This is a genomic window from Litoreibacter albidus (genome assembly GCF_900107015.1).
Taxonomy (GTDB): Bacteria; Pseudomonadota; Alphaproteobacteria; order Rhodobacterales; family Rhodobacteraceae; genus Litoreibacter; species Litoreibacter albidus.
The window spans coordinates 1-25883 of the sequence record NZ_FNOI01000010.1 but is presented as its reverse complement, the minus strand read 5'-3'; the positions used below and the strand labels follow the sequence as shown (position 1 = coordinate 25883).

At 60.4% G+C, this 25883-nt stretch carries 17 protein-coding genes; 10 read left to right on the top strand and 7 right to left on the bottom strand.

Annotated elements, in window-relative coordinates:
* Positions 1-23: 23 nt before the first annotated feature.
* The 8 genes from BLW66_RS16770 (at position 24) to BLW66_RS16735 (ending at position 10912) form a co-directional block, all read left to right on the top strand.
* Positions 24-1214 (top strand): MFS transporter, encoded by a 1191-nt coding sequence (locus BLW66_RS16770; protein WP_089948735.1) that lies wholly within the window; start codon positions 24-26, stop codon positions 1212-1214.
* A 75-nt stretch (positions 1215-1289) separates the two neighbouring features.
* Positions 1290-2123, top strand: a complete 834-nt coding sequence (gene choW / locus BLW66_RS16765) for a choline ABC transporter permease subunit (RefSeq protein WP_089948732.1) — start codon at positions 1290-1292, stop codon at positions 2121-2123.
* Positions 2120-3139 (top strand): choline ABC transporter ATP-binding protein, encoded by a 1020-nt coding sequence (choV, locus tag BLW66_RS16760; RefSeq protein ID WP_089948730.1) that lies wholly within the window; start codon positions 2120-2122, stop codon positions 3137-3139. The genes choW and choV overlap by 4 nt, the downstream gene beginning before the upstream one ends.
* A 6-nt stretch (positions 3140-3145) precedes the next feature.
* Positions 3146-4750, top strand: coding sequence for a DUF4123 domain-containing protein (locus BLW66_RS16755; protein WP_089948727.1), 1605 nt, complete (start codon positions 3146-3148; stop codon positions 4748-4750).
* 101 nt (positions 4751-4851) lie between these two features.
* Positions 4852-5799, top strand: coding sequence for a DUF4123 domain-containing protein (locus BLW66_RS16750; RefSeq protein ID WP_089948725.1), 948 nt, complete (start codon positions 4852-4854; stop codon positions 5797-5799).
* The gene (locus BLW66_RS16745; RefSeq protein WP_089948721.1) at positions 5796-7664 is read left to right on the top strand and encodes a hypothetical protein; all 1869 of its coding nucleotides are present in this window, start codon (positions 5796-5798) and stop codon (positions 7662-7664) included. The genes BLW66_RS16750 and BLW66_RS16745 overlap by 4 nt, the downstream gene beginning before the upstream one ends.
* A 22-nt stretch (positions 7665-7686) precedes the next feature.
* Positions 7687-8763 carry a formylglycine-generating enzyme family protein gene (locus BLW66_RS16740; RefSeq protein ID WP_089948717.1) on the top strand — a complete coding sequence of 359 codons (1077 nt, stop codon included), beginning with the start codon at positions 7687-7689 and terminating at the stop codon, positions 8761-8763.
* Between the two features lie 91 nt (positions 8764-8854).
* Positions 8855-10912 (top strand): type VI secretion system Vgr family protein, encoded by a 2058-nt coding sequence (locus BLW66_RS16735; protein ID WP_089948715.1) that lies wholly within the window; start codon positions 8855-8857, stop codon positions 10910-10912.
* Between the two features lie 25 nt (positions 10913-10937).
* On the opposite strand, the gene BLW66_RS16730 is transcribed toward BLW66_RS16735, so the two are convergent.
* From BLW66_RS16730 to BLW66_RS17990, 7 genes are all read right to left on the bottom strand, one after another.
* Complete coding sequence (locus BLW66_RS16730; protein WP_089948711.1) at positions 10938-11906, bottom strand: DUF4123 domain-containing protein; 969 nt, start codon at positions 11904-11906, stop codon at positions 10938-10940.
* On the bottom strand, positions 11896-12348 hold the full coding sequence (locus BLW66_RS16725; protein WP_139254585.1) for a hypothetical protein: 453 nt from the start codon (positions 12346-12348) through the stop codon (positions 11896-11898). The genes BLW66_RS16730 and BLW66_RS16725 overlap by 11 nt, the downstream gene beginning before the upstream one ends.
* Positions 12349-12422: 74 nt before the next feature.
* Positions 12423-13280, bottom strand: coding sequence for a hypothetical protein (locus BLW66_RS16720; protein WP_089948705.1), 858 nt, complete (start codon positions 13278-13280; stop codon positions 12423-12425).
* A 116-nt stretch (positions 13281-13396) separates the two neighbouring features.
* Positions 13397-14473 carry a Fic family protein gene (locus BLW66_RS16715; RefSeq protein ID WP_089948702.1) on the bottom strand — a complete coding sequence of 359 codons (1077 nt, stop codon included), beginning with the start codon at positions 14471-14473 and terminating at the stop codon, positions 13397-13399.
* A 102-nt stretch (positions 14474-14575) separates the two neighbouring features.
* Positions 14576-15646: a ParB N-terminal domain-containing protein gene (locus tag BLW66_RS16710; RefSeq protein ID WP_089948700.1), complete on the bottom strand. Its 1071-nt coding sequence runs from the start codon at positions 15644-15646 to the stop codon at positions 14576-14578.
* A gap of 4 nt (positions 15647-15650) precedes the next feature.
* Entirely contained in the window at positions 15651-16955 is a 1305-nt protein-coding gene (locus tag BLW66_RS16705; RefSeq protein ID WP_089948697.1) for an AAA family ATPase, read from the bottom strand.
* A 265-nt stretch (positions 16956-17220) separates the two neighbouring features.
* On the bottom strand, positions 17221-17379 hold the full coding sequence (locus tag BLW66_RS17990) for a hypothetical protein (protein WP_170833513.1): 159 nt from the start codon (positions 17377-17379) through the stop codon (positions 17221-17223).
* Between the two features lie 6 nt (positions 17380-17385).
* Here BLW66_RS17990 and BLW66_RS16700 point away from each other — a divergent pair, with 6 nt between their 5' ends.
* Together BLW66_RS16700 and BLW66_RS16695 are read left to right on the top strand one after the other, a co-directional pair.
* Positions 17386-18102 carry a DnaA N-terminal domain-containing protein gene (locus BLW66_RS16700; RefSeq protein ID WP_089948695.1) on the top strand — a complete coding sequence of 239 codons (717 nt, stop codon included), beginning with the start codon at positions 17386-17388 and terminating at the stop codon, positions 18100-18102.
* A gap of 177 nt (positions 18103-18279) precedes the next feature.
* Positions 18280-25883, top strand: a 7604-nt coding sequence (locus BLW66_RS16695) for a beta strand repeat-containing protein (RefSeq protein ID WP_139254584.1), incomplete at its 3' end; no start/stop codon positions are given.

Genomic DNA, 25883 nt, shown 5'->3' with positions numbered 1-25883 from the left:
CGCGAAGTCTCTAAGGTGGGTCAATGATCCGTAACCTTACCTTGTACCCGTGGTTAAAGCTGACCCAAAACCTCGCCTTCTGGCAGGCCACTTGGTTTCTTTATTTTCAACAAGAACTCTCCGCCGCGCAGGCGATCCTGCTCTATGTGGTCTACGACATCGCCACCACCGTGTTGGAGGTTCCGTCGGGCTACATGTCCGACCGTTTGGGCCGCCGCCTCACCCTGATTTTTGCCGCCGTTGCCACTTTGGCGGGCACGCTCTTGCTCACCGTAGGGTCCACCTTCGCAGTGTTCGCAGGCGGTCAAATCCTGCTCGGCGCGGCGTCCGCCTTTGCCTCCGGCACCGACACATCGCTGCTGTTTGAAAGCCTCAGCGCGCAGTCACGTGCGGATGAGGTCGAGGCACACGAGTTACGCGCGTGGCGATTCGGCTTCTCCGCGCTGGCGCTATCCGCCGTGATTGGCGGCGCTTTGGCACTGTCCTCCGGCGCGTTGCCTTTTGCGGCGGGGGCCGTCGCTGCCATAGCCCTGCTGCTCATCACCTTGCGCTTGGAGGAGCCGCCGCACAAACGCCCCTCCGGCGACCGCTTGGATGATCTGCGGGCGTTGCGCGGTAACTTCACCCACCCGACGCTGCTGTGGATTTTCGCGCTCAGCCTGTTGATGTATGTATTCAGCCACATCCCGTTTGTTTTCGGTCAGCCATTCATCGCGGAGGCCATGGCCCAATTGGGTCTTCGCGCAGAGGCGCCGCTTATCTCCGGTTTTGTCAGCGCGATCATGATGGTGCTGTCCGTGCTGGTCTCCCTCATCGCGCCGCGCATCCGCAAACGCATCGGATTGGCCGCGATCCTGCTGCTGGCCTTCGCCATGCAAATCGGGTTGGTCAGCGCGCTCGCCCTGTCGGGCAGTGCCTTGGTGATCGGCTTGCTGTTCTTGCGCATGGTCCCCAACTCCCTGTCGCAGCCCTTCATTCAGGCCCGCATCCAACCCTTGCTGGAGGACGGCACTCGCGCCACGTATCTGTCGCTGCAAAGCCTGACGGGGCGTCTCGTGTTCGCGGCCACGTTGCTCTTTGCCTCCGGCTCCGCCAGCTCCGACGCCAACCTGTCCTTCGCGCAAATCCACACAATCGCCGGATTTTACGCGCTCGCAGGGGGTTTTGCCCTGATCGCGCTGGCGATGACCGCGCGGAACGCCAGATTGGAGTAGCCAGTCGCGCCAAAGGCCCTTACCCTGTAACATCCGCACATATGTCGCGGGACGCAACACATCTGGAAAGACTTCATGGACTGGCTTACAGACAACAAGATACCAATCGGCAAAACGGCCAAGGCCATTTTCGAGTGGCTCAAAGATGTGGGAGAGCCATTCTTTGACACGCTCTCCATCGTGATGGAAACCCTGATCGACGCCATTTTGTGGGTCTTGCAAAGCCCCCATCCGCTGATCACCATCGCGGCCTTCGTGGTGCTGACATGGGTGCTGCAACGCAGTTGGAAAACCTGCCTGTTCGTGGCGCTCGGCTTCTTGTTCATCCTCAATCAGGACTACTGGGAAGAAACCACCGAAAGCCTGACGCTGGTGCTGTCGGCCTGTGTCGTCTGTATGGCTGTTGGCACCCCCATCGGCATCGCCGCCGCGCATCGTCCGCGCCTGTTCGCCGCGATGCGTCCGGTGCTGGACTTGATGCAAACCCTGCCCACATTCGTCTACCTGATCCCCGCCATCGTCTTCTTCGGCATCGGCATGGTGCCGGGCTTGATTGCCACGGTGATCTTCGTGCTGCCCGCGCCCATCCGGCTAACGCATCTGGGGGTGTCCTCCACGCCGCAGCCCTTGCTGGAAGCCGCGCAAGCCTTCGGCGCCACGCCCCGCCAAACCCTGTGGAAGGTGGAGTTGCCCTACGCCCTGCCCCAAATCATGGCCGGCCTGAACCAAACCATCATGCTGTCGCTGTCGATGGTCGTCATCGCCGCCCTTGTGGGGGCCGACGGCCTTGGCGTGCCAGTCGTGCGCGCGCTGAACCAAGTGAACCCCGCGCTCGGATTTGAGGCCGGTTTCGTTATCGTCGTCGTGGCCATCATGCTCGACCGTATGCTGAGAGTAGACAACAAATGAGCGCCGTAGATTTCAAAAACGTCTCCATCGTGTTCGGCGACAAACCCGACAGCGCCCTTCCGCTTATGGACGAAGGCAAGTCGCGCATCGAAGTCCAAGAAGAAACCGGTCAAGTGCTGGGCGTCCACAACTGCTCCCTGACCGTGGCGGAGGGCGAAATCCTTGTGCTCATGGGGCTCTCCGGCTCTGGAAAATCAACGCTTCTGCGGGCCGTGAACGGGCTGAACCCCGTCGTGCGCGGCAGTGTGGAGGTCAACGACAACGGCACCATGGTCGATATCACCAACGCAGACGCCAAAACCCTGCGCCGCATGCGGCTGGGCACCATCGCGATGGTGTTCCAACAGTTCGGGCTTTTGCCATGGCGCACCGTGCGCGAAAACGTGGGCCTCGGGCTGGAACTCGGCGGCATGCCACTCGCGGAGCGCAACGAGAAGGTCGAAGAGCAGCTTGATCTCGTGGGCCTCACCGCCCACGCCGACCGGAAGGTCGGCGATTTGTCCGGCGGTATGCAGCAACGCGTGGGCCTTGCGCGCGCATTCGTCACCGACGCGCCGATTTTGCTGATGGATGAGCCCTTCTCCGCCCTTGACCCGCTGATCCGTACCCGCTTGCAAGACGAGTTGCTGGAGCTGCAACAAAAGCTCAAACGTACCATCGTCTTCGTGTCCCATGATCTGGACGAGGCGTTTAAAATCGGCAACCGCATCGCCATCATGGAGGGCGGGCGCATCGTGCAATGCGGCACCCCGCAGGACATCTTCACCAATCCGCAAAACGATTATGTCGCCGACTTCGTGGCGCATATGAACCCGCTCGGCGTGCTCTGCGCGCGCGATATGGTGGAGCCGGTGCAAGGCACCCCCCTTGCCACGATTGACGCCAACACCGATGTCACCGAAATCATGGACCAAATGGCCCAAACGCCGGTCCTTGGCGTCACCCGTGACGGCGAATTGATCGGGCAGGTCACACGCGATACGGTCCTCGCGAAATTGGTAAACCCCCGCGGTTAGTTTTTAATGAATACATATGTTGCCCAATGCATGGCGGTGCCCCACGGCAGCGATGCACCCCATGTTGCCACCCTCGTCGCGGCCACCGCCCAACAGGGGGACTTGGCAAATATGGCGCGCGCGTCTTTGGACGCGGCGGGCCATAGGTTCATCGCGCTGGATCACGTCACCCCCGCGCAAGACCACCTGCGCCGCCACGGTGAGACAGAGCTGATTATGGCCCTGCTCTCCGCCGTGACCGAAACCGCGCCGGTGCAATTTTCGGGCTTCTACCCCGCCAACATCCAAGCCGCCCCGCGCAGCGCGGAACCGGTTCTGACGGTGGAGCATCTCCCCCTCACCCCGCTTGATCCCGACAGCAAACTGCCCTTCTGGGATCGCCCGTGGTGCCCGCCGGAACTGGCCGATATCCTCTTTGACGGCCCGCGCCGCTGCTTTGTGGTGATCGACGCTGCCACCCGCAAAAACCTGCGCGGCGGCTTCGACATTGATGCGCTGGAAATGATCTGCGACGTAAGCTGCCTCTATAACGGGGCCGCCGCCGAGGACATGCGCGAAATCGCGCCCTATCTGGTCGACATTACTCCTTTCGGCCAAGACGGTGCGCTGATCCCCGCGCCGTTGCGCGATCTGTTCACCAAACAATGGGACGGCGGCGCCTGCCTGTTTATCCGCGCCGACACCAGCATGGAGGCCCTGCGTCGGCATCTGCGCCACTTCCTGCGCATCCGCTCCTCGGATGACGCCGACAAATGGACCTTCTTTCGCTTTTGGGATCCCGCCGTCGCGCGGGTCTATTTTCCTGGCATAGCCACGCGGCCAGAGCGGGTGGACCGCATTTTCCGCCTGACGCCGCAACTGCCGCTCGAGATCATCACAGGCAGTGTTGCGCAGGCGACGCGCCTCTTCCCGCGCGAGGCCAGTGGCCGTTTACCCAAAACCGCGCCGATCACTTTTGATGCCCAAGACCACGCCTTGATGCAGGAAGTCGCCGATCACGCCTTTCGCCAAGAAACCGCCGCGTGGCTCCGCGAGGCCTACCCCGACCGCTTTCAGGCGTTCGATCCGGTCCAGATGGACGCCGCCGTGGCGCATATCATGGCAGAGGGCCGCCGCGTCAAATGCGCCTTGAAGGATGATTACGCCTTCCTCGCCCATGTCATGCTGACACTGGGCGGCTGGTTTCACATCTCCGGCCACCCTGCCGACGTGCACAAAGTGTTGCGCACCCATCAAGGCGGATTGCGTGCCCCGTTGGAACGCGCCTTCATGCCCGCGTGGGAGGCCAGCCCGCAGGCCGCTTTGATGGATCAATGGGACGCCGTCAGCGCACATATCACGGCGCTTCCCGCCGCTGAACAGATCACCCCGCAGGCCTTCACCACCTTCGCGCAGCAGTTTTTGCCCCGCCACGGCAACGCCGTTGACGCAGCACTGGCTGCCACCAAATCCGACCTCGGCAGGCTGGACCTGTCGCAGCCGGATCAGGGGCGTTTACTTGTGCTTACGCTGGTCTATGGCCACCGCTTCTACGCGGACCCGTTCAGGGCGTGGTCAACCTTGCCGATCGCGGATGCAATCAACGCTGCATGGGCAGACTGTTTCGGTTAAGCAAAGACCCGCCGGACGGATACGGTTTTAGCTTCCCATACGGCAAGTTCTTCGCTTACACTCAAGCCATTATATTTTAACACTTCTGTCGAAACGCATACATGTCCCGTCCACTGGTAATTGACACCATCGTCGATTTGCATCCGCTCGCTCACGCGTTGGGGGCAACTGACACCGTGCCCGCCCCCTTGGCCCCAGCCCTGCTGGCCGATCACGGAACCGATGCCGGACAAACCCGCCTCTATGCTGTTCTTGATGCGGCGCAGGCCACGGGGCTGATTGATATGCTGGAGAATCAAGAGCTCCCCCACACCTGCCTCTATTCCGGTAAGGCGATGGAAAACATGGGCGACCTGTCCCCGTGGCTGGTGGAACTCAACCCAGATGACCGCATGTTGCGCGACCTGATGACCGCCACCGACAGCCCCGACACCGATGCGCCTTGGCATTTCTGGCGGCGCCAAATCGGCATCTTCCTGCGCTCCGACGCCTCCCTAGAGACCCTGCGCGCGCATTTTCGCAAATATACCAAGCTGCGCGACGAGGCGGGCGATACCTTCTTCTTGCGCTTTTTCGAGCCCGATTTTCTGGCCGCCATGATGGGGCAGGCCAGTGCGGGTGAAATCGCCGGTTTCTTCGGGCCGCTCCATTCCGTCATCGCAATCGAGCAGCCCCGCCCAGAGGTTTGGGCCGCCAACATCCTCAGCGCCGCTCCCGATCTGGACGCCGCGCCGGAACCCATGGTGCTGACCCGCCGCAAATGGCGGGCGATGCAGCTGGTGGAATACAACCGGAACGCGCGTCGCCTCTGCGTTGAGCGCGCCATCCCCGAGGCGGAGCATCAAGCCTTCGTCGCCACCGCCGTGCGCTTGCAAACCCACGGGTTCAGCCACGAGACGAACCTGATGGACGCCCATCATGTGCTGTCGCGCATCGCGCCCGAAGAACACCCTGCAATTTGGCGAACCATCGCGAGTGGCGAACACTCGATGGGGTTCATTTTATTTAAATTACGCGAACATTACGGACTTGGAAGGAAATCGGCATGAGCATTTGCATGGACTGCGGCGACTTCGAGTTGATCTACGTCCCCTCCTGCGGCGATCCGGCGGTCGGCGACAGCGTCGTGCTGATGTACGCCAAGGAAGACTGGGAGGAGATGAAAACCGAAATCTCCTTCATGGACGCCGCCTTCAAGACTGTCGAAGACGCCCGCCGCGCCGATGATCCCGACCGCGTCGCCTCTGCCCAAGATGAACTGGCCCGCCTGATGAAGGATTACATCAAGCCCGACGTCACCATGCCCTCCAAACACATGGTGCAGGGCTACCAGGTCTACGGCAAGAAATGGACCTACGTGCGGTCCGACAAGATGAAAAACCACACCCGCAGCTACAAAATCCCCACCAATCTGCGCACCGCCAACAGCACGGGGGCGAATTCGCCCAAACAGCTGGATCGCGGGGCCTTGGGGCGGGCATGGGACAAGATCGCACAAGATATCGACAAGGATCTGAAACGCGGCATCACCGGCCAGCGCATCAAGGGCACGGTCTATTCCACCACCTTCTTTGATGGCAATTTGAACGAATTGCTGAAGTCCCGCTGGCTCGATTGGGTCGACGCGGTGAACGACAGCCTGACCTATGCCACGGACTTCAACAGCTCCAACTTCGACCTGTCCGCCGCCGCGCAATTGTTCCGTGGCTACGCAGGTTTCCGCACGCAGTTGGGCTATGACCCCAAAGACGGCAGTTTCGGCATCTCCGCAGGTGCCGAAGCCCGCGCCGTTCTGGCCGAGGCCAAGGCGGACCTCTCCGGCTACCTACCCGACCGCGACGGCTGGCATGCGCTCATTGACTGGGCCGACGGCGATCCGTCGCAAGGCGGCTCCACCAGCAGCTCCGCATCGCAGCTTGATTTCGGCTACTTCCGCTTCCGCGCCCGCATCGGGGTCGACGCCATGGTCGGCGCGTCCGTGATGGGTACAATCGGCATCGAATATGTGCCCAAAGTCGACGGCAAAGTGACTGGCAAAGGCAGCAGCGCAGGCGGCAAGGGAGAGGTCGCCGTGGGCGCCTTCGCAGGGGTTGAAGCCAGCGCCAACGTCAAGGGCGGTCTGGAATGGGATAATCCGGAGAAACGCGCCGCCAACGCAGGCCGCCACGGCTGGGCCACGGTTTTCGAGGTGGGTGTGCAGATTTCCGCCAACGCAGGCATCGGCGCGGAGGCCTATTTCAAGATTGAGCTGGATAGCACCAGCGGCAAGCTTTACGCCCGCTGCGGCGCACAACTGGTCATCGGCGTGGGCGCGAAGGGCGGTGTCACCGCCGCCGTGGGGCTGAACACCGCGTTTGATTTCGTCGTCTATGTCTATCACCAGTTGGTGGCCAACGACTTCTCCATCCTGCGCTTTATCTCCAACGCCGCGTTCGAGGCCATCAAGGCGCTTGCCTACTACCTCATCGTCAAGCCCGCGCAATATGTGGTCGGGGAGTTGGGCGATCTGGTGAAAAGCGCGCTCAGCGCCGTCAGCGAAATGTTCTCCAGCGCGCAAGAGGCCGAAGACTTCGCCCGCCGCATTCAGGCACGTCCGGACGCGCTGACCTTCGCGCCGCCCGAAACCAAGGGCATGATCCTCTACCGCTTGGGCGAAACCTTCACCTTCTCGCGCGAGGAATACCAAGAGGGCGCGATTTTGGTCGTCATGGACACCATCCAGTCCGCCCGAGAGTGGGAACAGGTGATCGAACGGGTCAGCAAAAACGGCTCTAAAACAGGCAAAGTCGCGGGTATGGCCCGCCTCAACGGCGTGTTGGACTTCGGCTCGCAGACCAAATTCAACGCGAAGGTGCTGGAGATCGAAAGCCAGCGCGAAATTGCGCCAGACACCCCAACGCGGTACTACGCATAATGCCAACACGTGAGGGATCAGCATGAAGCTTTGGGCATGGGGGGCCACCGTTGCAGTGGCCGCAGGGGCGGGCCTTTTGACGTGGGCACTAGATTCAGACGGGATTATCGACGTGGAAAAATTCTTTGGCGGTGACGGATTGAAAAACTACTCCGCGCCACGCGCTTCCAAGAAAAACATCGAAGAGCTGCGCCAGCGGGTGCTGGACGATATGGTTCACATCCCCGGCGGCAGCTTCAAATTCGGCAATGTGCCCGTGCCGGTGATCCTTGACGGCGAAGAACGCCGCGAATTGATCTATGGCCCCGTTGTGGACGCCGACCGTGCGCCCGTCTCGGTGGACAGCTACTACATCTCCCGCTTTGAGGTCACGAACTACGATTTCGACCTCTACGCCGCCGCCAATGACCTGCCGCTGCGCGCCGACGCATGGGAAAGCCACGAACGCCAAGGCCCCTACCCCGCCATCATCGCCTACCACCAAGCCGAAGATTTTTGCGCGTGGTTGTCCGACGTCACGGGCCAGCCCTTTGACTTGCCCACGTCGGAGCAATGGGAATACGCCGCGCGCTCCGGCGGGCGCGATGTCGCCTATGCCACGCAAGACGGCACATATGATTATCTGGAGCAGCTTTACCGCGAAACGCTGGACCAGCAGCCCCATTCCACACATCTGCCGGACGCTTACCCGCCAACGCCCTACGGGCTATATGCGATGAGCTCCAACGTGCATGAATGGGTCAAGGATGCGTGGCTTGATGCCAACGGATTCCCGCTCCCCGATGGTCCCAGCGATGATCCCGATGCGCGCGACCGCCGCGTTTGGCGGGGCGCCGCCCACAGTGCGCAAGCCTCGCTGAACTCCATCTTCATGCACGGTGCGGCGGGGCCGTTCGATAAGGCCATGGCCCCCGCCTCCCCGTCGCATATGGATGCGTTTTTTCACCCTGATCTGGACCGCATTTACTGGGATCCGGAAACCGGCGCCCGCTGCGTCGTGAATGTTACCGCCCCGCCGGAACAATCCGGCTTCGGGCGCGTCGCAGGGCAGGTGCCAGACGATTATCCCAAGGCCTTCGCCCCGCTGGAGCGTCGCTGATGCCTGCAGGTCGTCATCATTTCTTGGCAAAAGGCCGTGACAGGAGTACCATCATGTCAGTTATTTCAATTTTTAATCGGGTTCTATTTTCATGAACAAACCATTTTCCCAAGATAACAAAGTCGGCAAACTTCACACCGCGCTTGGCAAGGATCACTTGGTTCTGCTGCGATTCGATGGTCATAGCAGCATTGATGACCTGTTCGAATTCAACGTCGACGCCCTGTCGCACGAACCAAACATCGACTTCAACGCCCTGATCGGCACCCACGCCACCGTGGAGCTTGATTCCATGTCCGGCGATAAATCCTTCTTTGACGGCGTCGTCACCGAAGCGCAATGGACCGGCGTGGAGGAGAACGGCAACACCTACAAACTGGTGCTGCGCCCATGGTTCTGGCTGGCAACCCGCCGCCGCAACCAGCGGATTTTCCACAACATGGACGTCGTCAACATCGTGAAAGAGGTGCTGGGCGAATATTCCGGCCACGGCGACACAACCTACGACATCAACCTGACCCGCTCCTATCCGGAGCTGGAATACACCGTGCAATACCGCGAGAGCGATTTCACCTTCGTGACCCGCCAGTTGGAGCGCTTCGGCATCCACTACTACTTTGTGCACGAAGACGGCGCACATAAGCTGGTCCTCAACGATAACATGGATGATTTTCCGGTTATTGATCAGGGAACGGTGCCATTCTACCCCATCGACGGCCAGCACCGCCCACCGGAAGAGCATTTTTGGGTCTGGCACCCGCGCCGCCTGCTGACCACCGGCGCCATCACTATGACGGACTACAACTTCAAGACGCCAGTGTCGCAAATGCTGGCCGAGCAGGTTGGCGACGCGCAATATGAGAACGGCCAGATCGAAAGCTTCGACTACCCCGGTGACTATCTGGACCGTAGCCGCGGCACAGAGGTGGTGAAACTGCGCACGTTGCAAGAACGCTCCGGCGACCATTTTCATGCGGTTGAGGGCGACGTTGTCTCCCTGAACGCAGGGTGCCGCGTCACCGTCGGCGGCCAACAGGTTCCGGGCATTCTGGACGAAGAATTCCTGTGTCTGCGCGTCGAATACAGCTTCAAGTCACAGGCCTATGGCTCCGGCGATTCCGGCGGCGACCAATACGCCTATACCGCCAAATACATCATGTCCCCCGTGGCCGAACCCTTCGAGCCGCAGCGCACCACCGCGCGCCCAATCGTGCACGGCCCGCAAACGGCGACCGTCGTGGGCGAAGGCGAGATTGATTGCGACGAATACGGCCGCATCTGGGTGCATTTCCACTGGGACCGCGACAAAGCCTACTCCATGCGCTGCCGCGTGTCGCAAAACTGGGCCGGTAAAGGCTGGGGCGGTATGATCATCCCGCGCATCGGGATGGAGGTCGTGGTTGAATTCATTGAGGGCGATCCGGACCAACCACTGGTCACCGGCTGCGTCTACAACGGCAAGAACAACGCCCCCTACGCCCTGCCCGCCAACAAAACCAAGTCCGTGTTCAAGACCGACACCCACCAAGGCGGCGGCTTTAACGAGCTGACCTTCGAGGATGAGAAGGACGAAGAAAAGATCTACATGCACGGGCAGAAAGATCAGGAAATCCACATCGAGAATGACCGCGAGAAGCGCGTGGATAACGATCAGTTCGAAACCGTGGGCCGCGATAAATCCATCTCTGTTGGTCAAGACCACACCGAAACCGTGGGCCGCGACGCCCGCCACACCATCGGGCGCGATGTGAACTACAAGGTCGCCCAGAACCAGATCGAGGACTACGGCAAGGACCACATCCACAACGTCGGCAACATTCATAAACAGGCGATCTACGCCGATCACCTGATCTCCGTGGGCCGCAATGTGGAGCAGGAAGTCTCCGGCAAAATGACGGTCAATGTGGTCGAAAGCATCACCACCAACACCGGCAAGCACACGTTGATGGCCTACGAGAAGTTCACCATCAAAGGCCCGGGCGGCTCCATCACCATCGGGCCTTCGGGCATCGAGCTGAAGGCGCCCAAGATCGACCTCAAAGGCATGGTCTCCATGGGCGGCTCCGGCTCCGCGCAGGTGCCAACGCTGTCAGGCGCCGCCAACAAGGCACTGCCACTGGTCGAGGAGTGTCCGAAAGAGGGTGAATAACGCCTTCGACGTATCTGAAGAATACTCAAGGGCTCGCTTCGGCGAGCTCTTTTGCTTTTTGACGACGGGATGCGCGTTTGAGATTGCCCATCCGTGATATGTCTTTCAAGCCTGCAGTCGCCGCGAGGGAGGCCTCAGCCCAGGGTTGAGCAAAAACAGGCTGATCGTATTCGGCACACCAATCAAGCAGCGCTTCTAGAACATCACGATCGCGGAAACCCGCATGAAGCGCGCCGGATAGATGCTGAGTAAACTCGCTCCGCGTCATGTTCCCGACCTCGCAATGACGTTTTTCCAACCGAGCATAAAACACTTGCAAAGCGACTTCACCGAACACTTTTTTGAGGGCAGCACTCAGTATAAAGATACCGCGCGACTTTGGCTGCGGCGCGACCTCTATCGTTTCCAAGCCATCTGCCCTCGGCAATAGAGTTTGCGAGACCTGCGGCACAAGCTGCCCAGCTTCAGTTGCGCTGCCTTGCATCAAGGCCGCGCGAAAATACGGCGCCTCCCAGAACCGAAAATAGAAGGTCTTGCCCTGCGCGTCTTCTATTCGAGTGAGCCTTCGAAAATGCTTCCAGATCGCATGGAAATCCTGTGATGAGCGCACGATGATGCAGCGTTGCGCACCCCACAAATGCCAAACGGCGTCAGAAGCCGTAAACAGGTCACGTGTGAATCGCGCACCAGACACAAGCTGGACAAGCCAAGGGGAATTCTCAGCCAATGTTTCACCCGTCTGACCAGAAAACAAACATCGGTATTTCAGCCCAGATTGCTCCAACAGTTCGGGAAGATTGGGAATTTGCCCACTATCCAATATCACGAAACACGCCGTCGCAGTATCGGCAGATCCAAACAGCGCGCGCTCAAGGGTCTCAGGCATCAGCCAATCCCCTTCCTCCGGCGCAGGGAAAAGCGGCTCCAGAGGCAAGATACCCTCTAGCAATGTATGGGAGACGATGTGGGTCACAGGAATGGTGTCAGCCGTCATCCACGATGTCCAAAGAACCCATGCGCCCGTCTACCCGCGCCGAGTGTAGAACCAGCCGCCGGACGATTGGTCCAGCCGTCTCGTGGGTGACTTCAATCGCAGCATCTGCCTCCCAGACACACACCGCGTAGCGTTCTGGGTAGAACAAACGCACCGACGGCACCAAATTAAATTGATCCATATCGGCTGGAATTGCGACGCGCGTTGAAATTTGTGGGGTAAACGGTCCACGGTATTCAACGCCGTCCGGGTCAGCAAGCGATCCGAGCGCTACAAACAGCGTCCCCATACCTGCGCGCGGCAGGTCAGTATCGAGGGTCAAAACCACATCAATTCCAGTCTTGCTCACTTGCATCGCAAATTGCGCCATATCGCTTTGAAGCTCAGCGAATTGAGAGGGCTCCATCACCCGGCAAAACCGATTTTGTTCAAGGTCAGTCATAAATAGATATCCAAAGTAGGTTATAAAGCTCACGACCCCGGCAAGAGCCAACAACGCGAAAGATCGACTGCGCGTCATGGTGTGAACACCGCAAAAACACCCGGAAGTCCTTTCGGCGTATTGTCAGCAACCGGCATCGCCCGCCCGCCCTGCTTTCGCCACAGGCTATATTCAGAAGTTCCTTCGTCGACTTGCCCGTTCTCGAAGAACACATATCTGTTTGCCGTACCCTGCCCTGCGTGAGGCAACGCCTCATGTTCGTCAGATAGGGTCAGTATGCTGCCTTCGTTGCCAACACGTAATCGGGCTACAGCCGCAGAAATGCTGTCACTATCACTCGGGTCGCGGATACATTCAGCGAACAAGGTGCGTGTGTAGAATGCATGGAATGGAACGCCGCAATGAGTGGCCATACGCTGCGCCAAAGAGTTCTCTGGCTCGGCTTGCGCGAGACTACTAAAGCTCTCACGCCATTTCGAATTTCCTGTGCGGCAGGCATAAGAATAGATACGCGCATGTGCGCAAAAACTATTGGGATCAATCGCCGTCATCGTGCCGTGGTTGAGCTTGATGAAAGCGCCGCCTTCGTAGTTCAGGTCAAGAACCCCCGGAAGCCCGTGACAAATAAAGAGTAGCCGCAAAATATCGTAACGTTCGCCGTCGATTTCGCGGGTGTTGATGTACGTGGTCAGGGCCCGTGCCGATCGGAAAGCTTCCAGATGCACTCCTATGCTGCGCAAATTTTCCAGCGCAAGAAGCTCCGATCGGGAATACCCTTCAGCCACGTAGAGTACCGTTGTGCGGTCAGCGTGGGTCCAATGCGGTACTGATAGCGACCCTTGGGCCAGCCCAAACCCAGGGCTGAGAAACATCATCTTGAGCCAGAATAAATCGTAGCTTTGCTCGGAGCCTAGAACAATGATGTTTTCCATCTTCCCAGGGCATCGCATTTCTGCTGAATCGGCTGAATCTTGGGGCATTTTTAATTACTCTGTATTTAATATCTGGACGTTAGCTTTTGGCCAATTGTGCGTCAACAGTCCTCCAGTTAACCCGCCAAATACACCTTCGCGCGCCCTGCCCCCACGCCCTCCAGTACGCCAGCGTCTTCCAGCGCCGTCAGGTCGCGGGTGGCGGTTGCTGGTGCGATAGAGCCTAATTTGACGTAGAGACGCGCGGAGAGGCCCTCTGCGACGCTCTCCGCCCCCAGTGCCCACCACTTACGCAGCACGGCGCCCTGACGGGCGTTCATGGCGCTCTCGTGGCGCAGGAAGAAGCGGTTGCGCGCGGCAAGGAACCGCGCCTCTGCGTGTGCCGCGTCCACCCCCGCCAAAAGCGCCTCTAGGAACCAGCCGACGAAGGGTGTGGCGTCGATGCCCCCCTGCCCCTCTTGGCGGCCCGCTTGCAGGGCGTCGTAATAGCCCTGCTTGTCTGCCTCGATCTGGCGTGACAGGGAGAACGGCAGGAGGGCGGTTTGGGCAAAAACATACTCTATTAAGGCCCGACCGATGCGCCCGTTGCCGTCGCTGAACGGGTGAATACTCTCGAACCACAGATGGGCCAGTGCGGCGCGGATCGCGGGCGGGCTGTCGTCCGCCGCGAGCCAGCTTAGGAATTCCCCCATCTCATAGGCGACCCGCGCGGCGGGGACGGCGCGGTACAGCACCTCGCTTTCGCGCCCTGCGATGTTGCTTTTGGCGATCACCATATCAAAGCTGCGCCACTGGCCTAGGTCTTCGACCTCGGCCTTGGCGAACAATGTCGCGTGCCAATCCTGCAGGCGCTCTGCGGTCAGCACCCCTGCCCCGCTGCGGGCGTCGCGCATCACTGTGATCACGTCATCCACGCGCCGGCTGCGCTGTGTTAGAGCCTGATTTGCCATGCTCGCCACGATGGAGGCCTGTATCTGCGACGGCTCCAATTCGACGCCTTCGATGGAAAAGCTGTGCACGGCCTCGCGGGTGAATTCGCGCAGGATGATCTCGTCCCGCTCATCATCGGTGAGGCCAGCATGCATGCCGCGCACCTCCCCCACGGCCTCGGAGGCCGCAGCAAGGAGGGGGGCGAGGGCGGCCGCGTCAAAGGTAAAACGCGGCCAGTAAGGGGAGGACCATATTTCTGCCATGAGGCGCTTCTAACCGTTAATCAAATCAAAAACTAGGGTATTTTGATTTGATTAGCGAGAATAATCCCCTCAACGCCCCCAAAAGGTAACCCATGGGTTACCCTAGAGACTTTTGATGGAGGGCGAACCCTCCTCTTTCAAGGCATCTTCGAACGCGCGAATAGCCCGCTGCAACTGCGCCTTCGGGATGGAGGCGTAATCCTGCTTGGACACGATCCGGCATTCGCCCTGCCGCGCGGTAACTTTGGTTTGGCCAACGTGGAATTCGAACTTCTGCTTGGGGGCTTTGGGTGCGGGTTTCGCGGCCACCACGCCCCCCGCCGCAAAGTCCGCAAGCACCGCGTTTTGCGCGTCTGGCGTCGCGGCAACGGACAGGCGTGTGCGCAGGTCCACCACATCCCCCTGCCCCGACTTCAAGGCGCGCGCAGCGTCCACGCCCAAGTTGCGTGGCACCGCTTTTGGCCACGACAGGTCGTCGCCAAGGGCTTCCAGCAGGGTCACGAAACTGCGGATGTAGGACTTCTTCATCTTGTGCAACGCACCGTACAAACGCCCGACCAACACATCGGCGGAGCCCTCCTCCACCTGCGCATCGCCCGCTGCGGTGATTGCCACCTGCGCCATTTCCGCAAAGGTCAGATCCTCGCGCACGACGTTCTCTTCCACCATGTCGATGTAGCGCGTCAGGCGGTTGTCGTCGGCCTTGGCGATCCGCGCGATGATGCCCGCGTAGGCATCGTCGCCGGTCTCCGCGAACAGCTGGCTCAGCGCGGTGAACCTACGCCAGCCTTTCTTCAGTTGCAGCCGACCATCGTCGCCACGGTAAAGCTCCACCGGCTCCTTCTGGCCACGCGCCATGATGGAGGATTTCAGTTCCTCCATCTCGTCACTTTGGGCAACGGCGTCCAGTTCCAGACGGTCGCGCGGAAGGTCGTCGGTGTGGACATCGCCCAGTGCAACCCGCTCCAGCACCCGCCCCTCGTCAGCGGCGGCGCGGAACGCTTTGGCGTCATCCGCGTTCTGGCGGCGTTGCTCCACCTTGGCTTCGGTGCTTTCGGTCAGGCTCTCGGCGGCGTCCCGCACGGCGGCGCCCATCGGCCCCACGGCACGTGCGCGAGGCTTTACGGATTTGGTTTCCAGCGGCGCGAAGCCGAATTTGTTGTCGCGTGTCATGTGATCAATCCTTGTCCTGCTCGGACTGGCGCTTCCAAGAGGCCAGCAGAGTGTTGCGGAATTCGTCATAGGCGCGGTCGAAACTTTGCCGCGCACGCTTCCACGTCTCGCGGGTCATTTGCCGGTAGTCCTGCTCATAGACGCTCATCTGGAACCGGCCCGATTGCTCCACCGCGCGGGTCATCTCGATCGGGTTCGCGCAGACATCTGCGCCGAACACGTTGCGAAAGGCGTCCATCATTGCGGCGTGCAAGGGGTTGTTGGCTTCAAAGCGCGTCATGAGCAGACGTACATCATGGAACTGTTTGGGCAGCGTTAACCCTGCGTCCTCTGCCAAGCTGGCGAAGCCTTCGGAAATGTCCTGCATCGCGTCGCCAAGCTGGCCGAGGTAGGAGGTCGTGGAATCGTATTCCCAGTATCCAGGCCCAGACGGGATATAGAGAATGTCCGCCGCGAAAGCCGCGTTCAGCGATTGGTAACCAATCGCCGGCGGGCAGTCGAAAATGATCAGGTCGTATTGGTCATCCGGCATCTCATCCAAGTAGCGCGCGACGCAGCCAAAGAAGCTCCACGCCTTGTGCAAAGAGCGGTACTGCGCGGAGGCAAATTCCACGAAAGCCGCATTGGCGCAGCTTGGGATGATGTCGATCGTTGGCCAGCAGGTGGGCTGGATGAAATCTTGAAAGCGTTGCGCGCCGATGGATTGCACATCCTCCGGCAACTCATCCGAGGAGGGGTAGGGGCAGTCGTCTGGGTCGTCGTAGCTGTCGGCGATGCGGTCCGCCTCGCGGCACAGATCGCGGCACATGATGCCCCAAACGGTGTTGGTTTCCTTCACCTCGTTGAGCCCCATGGAGTGGGTCAGCGTGGCCTGCGGATCGAAATCAATGCAGAGCACACGGTAACCGTCCAACGCGGCCGCATTGGCCAAGTGCTGGGCCACCACGGTTTTGCCAACGCCGCCTTTGAAGTTGGACACCGCCACCCGCATCGCGCGGCCTTTGGGGCGTTCGGGGCGCAGGTTACGGCCACGGAATTTGATCCGCAAGCGCAGCTCGTTAATCTCCTCCAGCGTAAACCACCGCTGACGGCCATCCTCCTGTGTCTCCCCTTGGGGCAGGGACGGATCATCCGCCAGCTTCTTGCGCAGCGTGTCGGCGGGGACGCCGAACATGAACTGGGAAATCTCCCAGATAGAGAAGGGACGCAGTGTCTTTGTCTCACCCGGAGAGAACGTCGCGCGTCGAACCGCTGTCTGCTGCGCCAAGGAGCGTTCGTTCATGTCTTGAAGGTCTGAATGGTCTCGCATTTTACCTGCTCTTGTTATTGTGCCTTTTCTGTTGAATAACGGGAAAATGCAAAACACGCAAAACCGAAATTCAAAAACATCGCGTTTCTCCGCGATTCGGGCGATTAGCGGGATTTCGGGAATCTGAGACGGGGTTTGCAGCTATATATGGTGACACCAAATCTGATTAGGGTCTGAATAGGGTGACAGCCGACACTAAATAAGGTGACAGCAGTTATGTCACCCCTCACCAATATACCTATATTTTCTTTTTGATTTTGAAGATTTAAGAATAATCCCGTTTTTTCAAACCTGTTGACAGAAAACGGGAAACCGTGCCTTTGTCATCCTCAAGCAGAATCGCATCCAAAGAAGATGCACCGGCCAAAATAGGCCCAGAGGCAAAAGACTGGACCGTATAGATCCAGCGATAGGTGACAGGCATGGTATCGTGGAACTCAAGAAGCTGACAGGCCCCCAAGCGGGGTCTTTGAAATACGACCTGCTCACCGCGTTGAGCGTGGCGGGGCTGCATGGCTCCCCCACGGTGCAGACGTCGTTGATGCGGCTCGCGGCAGTGATCACCGCGCGCTACAACTGGCGGCTAGACGAGGTGTCGATCGGGCAAGCGGAGCTGGCGCGGCTTTGGGCGGTGAACGAGCGGACCGTGAAACGGGAAATGAAGCGGCTGACCGAAGACGGGTGGATCGTCTGCATCCGTCCCGGTGTGCGGGGCAGGGTGGGGGCCTACCGTCTGAACTATTCGCGGATTTACGAGAACACCGAACGTTGCTGGGCGTCCGTCGGCCCCGATTTCGCGGACCGCATGGCGGAGATGTCGGGCGCGCGCCGCGTGGTGAAAGTGGATTTCTCCGGTGCGGCGCCGAGACCTGTACCGTTGAGCGTCGTGCCCGAGGGGCGCACCGGCTGGCCCGCGGTGGCGCGGAGGTTGCAACAAAGTCACCCCGAACTTTACGAAAGCTGGTTTGCAAAATTAAAAGAAGGTGAGGCCGTGGCGGGAGAAATTAATCTTATCGCGCCCAACGCTTTTGTCGCCGGATACGTCCAAACACATTTAATGCAGAATCTTCAAAACGCCGCCGCCCTAGAGGCCAAAACCGCGCAATCCCCCGTTCCTCGCGTCGTTTTGTCAATTCCGAGGGTTTAACTGTTTCTGTAGCGTGTTTGTAAGGCATTGAAAAAAAATGAAAAATTTAGACAAGTGTCGCTACGTCAACACAATTCGTTAATGTCGGGTTATTTTGAGCGAGTTATTGCCTAACTGTTGATCGTTCATCACAATTGTGCGAGCGTCGGGCAAATCGTTATCCTCGGAGCCATTTTAATGTTCGTTACCTATTCCCAAGCGCCGTCTCGCTCTTCTTACCGCCCGAAATTGTTTCTGAGGTCCACCACCTCTGCCTTGGCGGTTTCAACGCTCATAGCAATGTCCGCGCTTTATCCGGTGGGCCAGGCGCAAGCCAATGACGTCGATTGGGCCGGGGGCGGGTTCGTCCCAGCAGGTGTAGGTGTAGCGGGAGTTGGTGGCGACGGGACCTGGGACACCTTTCAGCTGAATTGGGTGCAGAGTGACCCCAATATCTTGATCGGGTTCGTCCATGGGGATAATGTTACCTTTAACGCGGCCGACCCCTTAGCGGATTACACCGTGACGATGATCGAAAACATCGCCGTCGGGAATATGATTTTTAACGCCAACGCGACCATTGCGGCGGACACGGCCGAGACGCTGACGTTCGGGCCGGACCAGACGATCACGACGGCAGCGGGTATCAATGGCACCATCACGGCAGATGTGACGGCAACCACATTGAGGTTTGGAGGCACGGGGACGACCACGCTTTCTGGCGCGAATACGATTTCCGGTGATCTGGATGTGGAGGAAGGCACTGTTGTGCTGAGCGGCTCTAACTCTGTCGCCTTCGGCGCAATTGAAGCGCAGTCCGGCGGCGCGGCTGCCGTGGATCTGGGGGGGGGCACGTTCTCCACCGGACGTTTGAATATTCACGGGGCTAGCGGCACGGAGGTGCGGAATGGCACCGTAAACGTGTCGACCGTGATGAACCTTGGCAGCGGCAATCTGAGTGCGGATGTGACTGGGACTGGTAGCATCAACAAGCAAGTGGGCAATACGTTCACGATTGACGCTGATGTCGCCCTGACGGGGGACATTTTGGTTCAGACCGGGAACCTTACCTTGAACACGGGGCGCTCTATTACTGGAGCTGCGAGTCTGACGGTCGCGGGCGGCACTTTCACACAAGATGGTGTAGTAAACGGCGCCTTCGCAGCGGCGACGACGGTTCAAGTCGATTCCGGCGCGACTTATGTTTTGAATGGTGCGTTGGATGGCAACGTGACCGTAGATGCGGGCGGCACTTTCTCGACACAGGGCAACGGTGTTCATAATGCGGGGGGATCGCTGACAAATAGCGGTACGGTTGTTGCTGGCGGCGGTAGCCTTGCAAGCGGTTTGACCAATGGCGGCGTCATTGATGGCAATGGCGGCACGACCACAATTGCGGGCAGCTATACGAATGACAATGGGATCACCAACAGCACGGGCGAGGCGACGACGCTGGATTTCAGTGATGGAGCGTCGACCTTTACAAACACTACGGGCGACATCAATGCGGGCACCGGTTCTGTAACAGTCGCTGCAAATGGTATCACAGTTGGCGGGACTGGTACGACGACCGGGACGGTGAACCTGACCTCAGGCACATCAGGTGTCATCGTAAACGGGGCGTATACAAACACTGGGGCGATTACCGGATCCGGTAACGTGGCTGTTGGGCCGGCGGGTGAGCTGACCAATGCCGCGGGTGCGTCCATCGTGCAGACCGTTCTCAACAACAACGTTCTGAACCTTGGTGGCGGCAGCTTCGGCGGTGGGATTACCAACGTGGCCTCTGGCGACCAGATCAATGTGAACGCGAACACCGCAATGACGGGCGCGCTCGCGAATGACGGCGGGACAATCACCAACGGTGTTGGCGTGGGCACGGGTGTCAACGCCATTACCGGCGCGACGAGCTTTACCAATAGCGGCACGATTGATGTGACGAACGGCACGTTGAGCATCGCGGCGGCGGATATTGATTTCAATGCGGGCACAATGATTACCGGCGCCGGCGGTGCGCTTGGCGTGTCTGCAACCACCGTGGATATTGCGGCGGGCGCTGCTGTAACGCTCGGCAACGGAACCAGCGTGACAGGCTCCCTGACCAACGCCAATGGCGCGTTCACTCTCGTTGAAGGGACAATTGCGGCCTATAATCAGACCAATGGTGCGGGCCAGATCAATCTGAACGGCTCTGTCACCGGCTTGACTGATATTGACGGCGGGGCGTTCACCGTGAACGCGGGCACCGTGGGGGCTGTCCAGATGGACGGCACCACGTTGACGCTGCAAAACGGCGCGACAGGGGCGAGCATCACCCAAGGCGCGGGGACGACTGTTCTGGCGGGCAACGGCGTGGATGACGCCAGCAACACCACCGTCACAGGGGCGGTTGATTTGAATGCGGGCGGCCTTGAGATCAACGGCGCACGTGTGCAGGGCGGCATTGATGTGGCGTCCGGCGCGACTGTCACCCTGAGCGGGAACGTCGTTGTTGACGGCGCGTTTGTGAACGCGGGGGCGTTGGGCTCTACCGGCGGGACCACCACCCTTACGGGGACCTACGCATATTCCGGTGCCGGAAGCTTCGGCACAAACGGTCAAACACTTACGTTTGGCGGTGCCGGTTCGGTCGAGCTGGGCGCGGGGGCCACGCAAGTCGTGGGCTCCATCGTTAACTTCGAGATGGCGACACTGATCTCTGCGGCAAACCTGACGCAGGGGGGCACGCTGGCTTACGGGCTCACCAATAACGGTGCATTCAACACCAATGCGGCCACGACATTTGGTGCGGCGTCACCTGTCGCAGACCAGCGCAGCGTGACCAACAACAACATCTTTAACGCGAACAATGATACGACGGTTACCGGAGATCTGGTAAACGCGGGGACGTTGACGATTGCGGATGGTGCGACTGTACAGGCGCAGACCATCACCAATAACTCCGGCACGATTTCCGTGGGCGCGGGCTCCACGCTGGAAGGCACGGGGAACACGGTCAACAACAATGCGGCGTTGAATATTGCCCTCGGCGGCAACCTGATTGACGCGGGCAACATCAACAACAACGGCGCCAATGCGACGCCTGCGGGCGCAGGGGTCATTACCTTTGCGGACGGCGGCACGCTGAATTCGGGCGACACGATCAACAACACCGGCACCATCGCGGTAAGCGCGGGAACGGTTGCGACCACGGGCAATCTTGCCAACGGTTTCGACAACACGGCTGCCACCGGCCAAGGGGCCGCAGTGGGTGGCGGTATTGTGGACCTGAGCACGGGTTCCATGACTGTATCGGGGTCGATCACCAACCAAGGACCGGGCAGCTCCATCACTTTGGGCGCGGGGCAAACGCTGGAGGCGGCGAGCATCGCCAACAACGCGGGCGGCACCATCACCAACCAAGGGACGATTGGCGGCGGCACGGCTGTCGACATCACCATGACGGGTGGGCTGTTTGACAATTCGAACGGTATTTATTCGGGGAACGTGAGCACGGGAGCAGGCGCTACGGGTGGGCAGATCACCAACGTGGCAGGCTCCATTACGGGTGACGTAACGTCCAACAGCAGCCAAACCATCGACAACACCGGCGGCACAATCACCGGCGACGTTCTGGCGAGCGGTGGCGACTTTGACAACACCAACGGGACCGTCACCGGCACAGTCGCCAACAATGGTGGTACCTTCACCAACGCAGGGACGGGCGTGGTGGCGGGGACCATCACCAACGCAGGCACATTCATCAACAGTTCGACCGGCAACGGGGTTACGTTGGCCGGCATCGGCGGCGTGACGGGCAACAGCGGCACACTGACCAACTCTGGCATCATCGGCGGCAACGTATCCGGCTCCACCGGCGCGGTGAACAACACCGGCACGATCCAAGGATCGCTGACCCAAACGGGCACAGGAACGGTCAACAACAACGGCGGCACCATCGAAGGGTTGCTGGCCAGCAGTGACACGGCGTCGATCACTAACGTTGGCGGCAAGATCAACTTCTTGGGGGCGAACACCGACGTTAACACTGTAAACGGCGCGGTGACCAACGCGGGCGCGGGCAGTGTTATCACGGGCGGCCTGACGAACTTTTCCACGGGGTTGGTCGACAACTCCAACGGCGGTGTGATCACCGGCGCGCTGATCACGGCAGGCGCGGTGAACAACAGCGGCGGCGACATTCAAGGCACGTTGAGCAGTGCTTCTGGTACTGTTCTGAACAGCAACGGCCAGATCAACTCTGGCGGTGCGGATACGGATACGAACCAAGTTGCTGGGGCTGTAACCAACAACGGCACGGGATCTATCAAGGGCAACCTGAACTACACCACGGGCGCTGCGCTGACGAACTCGAATACTGTCACGGGCAATGTGACGGGTGCGACGACGATCACCAACACGGGCACGCTTGGCCTGACCACCGCGAACGCGCATACCGCGACGGGTGACGTGAGCAACACCGGCGGCACGATCAACGGTGACCTGACCTCCACCGGCGGCGGTTTGACAGGCAACAACGGCGGCAACATCACGGGGAATGTGCAGGTTGCGGGCGCGTTGAACAACGCGGGCGGCACCATCGGGACGGATGGGACCAACGCACATACCGCCACAGGTGCGGTGACCAACACCGGAGCGGCCAGCACCATCAATGGCGACCTGACCACCACAACGGCGGCGGGCACCGTAAACAACGCAGGTGGTACGATTACGGGGGATGTCTCGACCCAAGCTGCGGTGACCAACAACTCTGCGGGTAACATTCAGGGTACCGTCACCTCGACGGCAGGCATTATTACCAACTCCGGCGGCGGCCAGATCAACTCTGCTGGCTTGGTGACGGATACCAACTCCGTCGGCGGCAACGTTGAAAATGACACCAATGGCACGATCACGGGCAACCTGACCTTCACGACGGCAGCAGCGTTGAACAACAGCAACAACGGCAACGTCACCGGCTTGGTGACGGGTGCGACGACGATTAACAACGACGACGGCACGCTCGGCACCGCGGGTGCCACGGCAACGCACACCGCGTCGGGCAACGTGAGCAACGTCGGCGGCCAAATCAATGGCGGGCTGACCTCTTCAGGCGGCGCGCTGACGGACAACACGGGCGGCAACATCACGGGCACCGTGCAAGTTGCAGGCGCGTTGAACAACGCAACCGGCACCATCGGCAGCGTTGGCGGCACCACGACGCACACGGCTGGCGGAGCGTTGACCAACGACGGCACAATCAACGGCAGCGTGAGCGCGGTCGGGAATTCCACCAACTCCGGCACCATCACGGTGGATGCGAGCGTTGCGGGCAATCTGGACAACACAGGCGGCGCGATCACGGGTGACGTGACCACGACGGCTGGCGGTACGTTCACGCAAGGCGCGGGCGACACGGTTGGCGGCACAGCGGTTATCGCGGGTGCGATCACCAACGGTGGTGCGCTCGGTACGGCTGGCGGCACCAACACACATACGGCTGGCGGGGCGTCCACGAACACGGGCACGATCAACGGGAACCTGACGAACACGGGGACCACGTCGAACAGCAACTCCATCACGGGGAACCTGACGACGGCGGGTGGTGACAACAGCGGCACCATCGGCGGCAATCTCGACAACACCGGCGGCACCTTCAGCAACGATGCTGGCGGCACCATCACCGGAACCACAACCGTGAACGGCGGTACAGTCGTTGCCAATGGCGGGGCCTTCGGGGTTGGCGCTGGAACGGGCGATGTGACCTTGGCGAACGGCGCTTCCGCGACGTTCACCGTTGCGGCGGACACGACGATCAACGGCAACCTGACGGTCAACGACGGGACTGTGGACAACACCGGCGCGGCGGGTGACGTGGCGCTGACAATCGGCGGGCCGACTGGCACGGACGGCGTGTTCTCGGTCGACGGGACCATTGCGACCTCTGGCGGGAATGACCTGACGGTCAACGCCAACTCGATCAACATCGGTATGAACGCCACGGTGGGCAGCGATGTGAACCTTGTGGGCAACATCTCCAACGCGGGCTTCCAAGACATCGACGCTGATCTGGGCGGCAGCCTGACCGTTGCGGCGGGGGGTGATACTGACTTTGTACAACCTGTCCCGAACGTCCCGATCAGCGCGAACGGGAACGACATCGTCAACAACTCCAATCTAGCTGGTGCGGACGGTGGTCTGAACATCGGTGCGAACGTTGCGGTCACGGATGTGCGGTCGCTCGACAACAATGGCGATCTGGTTCTGGAGGCGGGGTCTTCCGTCACTGTGGACAACCTGACGGCACTGGGTAACGCGAATACTCCGGGTAGCTTCACCAACGCTGGCACGACGACAATCGGCGCGACGGCGACCCTGACAGCGGATAGTATCACCAACGAGAGCGGCACGATCACCGTGGCGGGCACTTTGGCTGGCACGGGCAACACGTTGAACAACGACGCGGCAATTATTGTGGCTGGCGGCGGTGCTCTTACGGATGCGGGTGCGATCAACAACAACTCCGGCGGGACCATTGCGTTCTTGGGTGCGGGGACGATCAACGCGGACGATGACAACACGGGCGGCGAGGCGCTGAACAACACGGGCGGTATCACCACCGCAGGTGTGGGCGCGACTGTCACCGTGGGTGACGGCACAGCGGATATCTTGAACAACGGGACAGACGGGACCGGAACAGTCGTTGGCGGTGGTACGATCACCATCGGTGCTGGCGATACCTTCGGCGGCACTGGCTTGGCGCTGAACAACGAGGGCGCGGGTTCCATCGTGAACATCGGCACGGGGTCCGACCTGACGGTCGCGAGCCTGAGCAACACGAATGGCGCGACCATCAACAACGATGGCACCATCACCGGACCAGCGCTGATTGAGAACGGCCAAGGCGGCACGTTCAACAACACGGCAAACGGCAACATCGGGGCGTTTACGAACGCGGCCTCGGCGACGCTTGCGACGAACGCAGGCACCATGGGGGCGGTGACCAACGGGGCGAACGCCACGTTCACGGCGACGGGCACGTCCCAACAAACGTCTGTGCTCAACTCGGGCACTGCGAACCTGAACGGTGGCTCCACCACAGGTGACGTGACCCAAGCGGATGCGGCGACGGGTGATTTGAACATCGGCACCACCGGCACGGCGTTTAACGTGGGCAGTAATCTGATCGCGCAGGGCGGCACCACCAATATCGGTGACGACGGCGTCATCACGGGCACCACGACGGTTGGCGACGGCGCGAATACTGCCGCGGTTGTGAACTCCACAGGGACCCTGACAGGTGCGGCGACAGTGAACAGCGACGGCACGCTGAACGTGAACGGCGGCACGGCGACGTCCGTCCAAGTCGACGGCGGCGGCGCGGTTAATGTTGGCACCACGGGCACGGCGGCCTCTGTGACCACAACGCTTGTGGTCAATGAAGGCGCAGCGGTCGTCGGCGACGACGGCACGATTGGCGGGCTGAGCACAGTTGGCAACGGCGTGGACGCCGCGACGCTGACGTCCTCGGGCACATTGGGCGACGTGACCACGGCGAATGCTGCGACCACCACGCTGAACGGTGGCACAGCCGGCGCGTTGGACAACGCAGCGGGCGGTACGCTCAACATCAACGAGACAGCGTTGGGAGGCACGGGCGCGGTCACTTCGGCAGGCACCACGGTTGTGGGTGACGGGCTGGCAGGGACGGCGACCGTGGCGAGCCTCGCGGTGACGGCTGGGACCACGACAGTGGGCACTGACGGCACGGTAACTGGCGACACGACGACGCTGGCGGGCGCAACAGTGAACAGCGCAGGTAC

Excerpts from the sequence above, each read along its gene's own strand:
- BLW66_RS16770 (WP_089948735.1), top strand. The coding sequence starts at position 24 with ATGATCCGTAACCTTACCTTGTACCCGTGGTTAAAGCTGACCCAAAAC.
- choW (WP_089948732.1), top strand. The coding sequence starts at position 1,290 with ATGGACTGGCTTACAGACAACAAGATACCAATCGGCAAAACGGCCAAG.
- choV (WP_089948730.1), top strand. The coding sequence starts at position 2,120 with ATGAGCGCCGTAGATTTCAAAAACGTCTCCATCGTGTTCGGCGACAAA.
- BLW66_RS16755 (WP_089948727.1), top strand. The coding sequence starts at position 3,146 with ATGAATACATATGTTGCCCAATGCATGGCGGTGCCCCACGGCAGCGAT.
- BLW66_RS16750 (WP_089948725.1), top strand. The coding sequence starts at position 4,852 with ATGTCCCGTCCACTGGTAATTGACACCATCGTCGATTTGCATCCGCTC.
- BLW66_RS16745 (WP_089948721.1), top strand. The coding sequence starts at position 5,796 with ATGAGCATTTGCATGGACTGCGGCGACTTCGAGTTGATCTACGTCCCC.
- BLW66_RS16740 (WP_089948717.1), top strand. The coding sequence starts at position 7,687 with ATGAAGCTTTGGGCATGGGGGGCCACCGTTGCAGTGGCCGCAGGGGCG.
- BLW66_RS16735 (WP_089948715.1), top strand. The coding sequence starts at position 8,855 with ATGAACAAACCATTTTCCCAAGATAACAAAGTCGGCAAACTTCACACC.
- BLW66_RS16730 (WP_089948711.1), bottom strand. The coding sequence starts at position 11,906 with ATGACGGCTGACACCATTCCTGTGACCCACATCGTCTCCCATACATTG.
- BLW66_RS16725 (WP_139254585.1), bottom strand. The coding sequence starts at position 12,348 with ATGACTGACCTTGAACAAAATCGGTTTTGCCGGGTGATGGAGCCCTCT.
- BLW66_RS16720 (WP_089948705.1), bottom strand. The coding sequence starts at position 13,280 with ATGGAAAACATCATTGTTCTAGGCTCCGAGCAAAGCTACGATTTATTC.
- BLW66_RS16715 (WP_089948702.1), bottom strand. The coding sequence starts at position 14,473 with ATGGCAGAAATATGGTCCTCCCCTTACTGGCCGCGTTTTACCTTTGAC.
- BLW66_RS16710 (WP_089948700.1), bottom strand. The coding sequence starts at position 15,646 with ATGACACGCGACAACAAATTCGGCTTCGCGCCGCTGGAAACCAAATCC.
- BLW66_RS16705 (WP_089948697.1), bottom strand. The coding sequence starts at position 16,955 with ATGCGAGACCATTCAGACCTTCAAGACATGAACGAACGCTCCTTGGCG.
- BLW66_RS17990 (WP_170833513.1), bottom strand. The coding sequence starts at position 17,379 with ATGCCTGTCACCTATCGCTGGATCTATACGGTCCAGTCTTTTGCCTCT.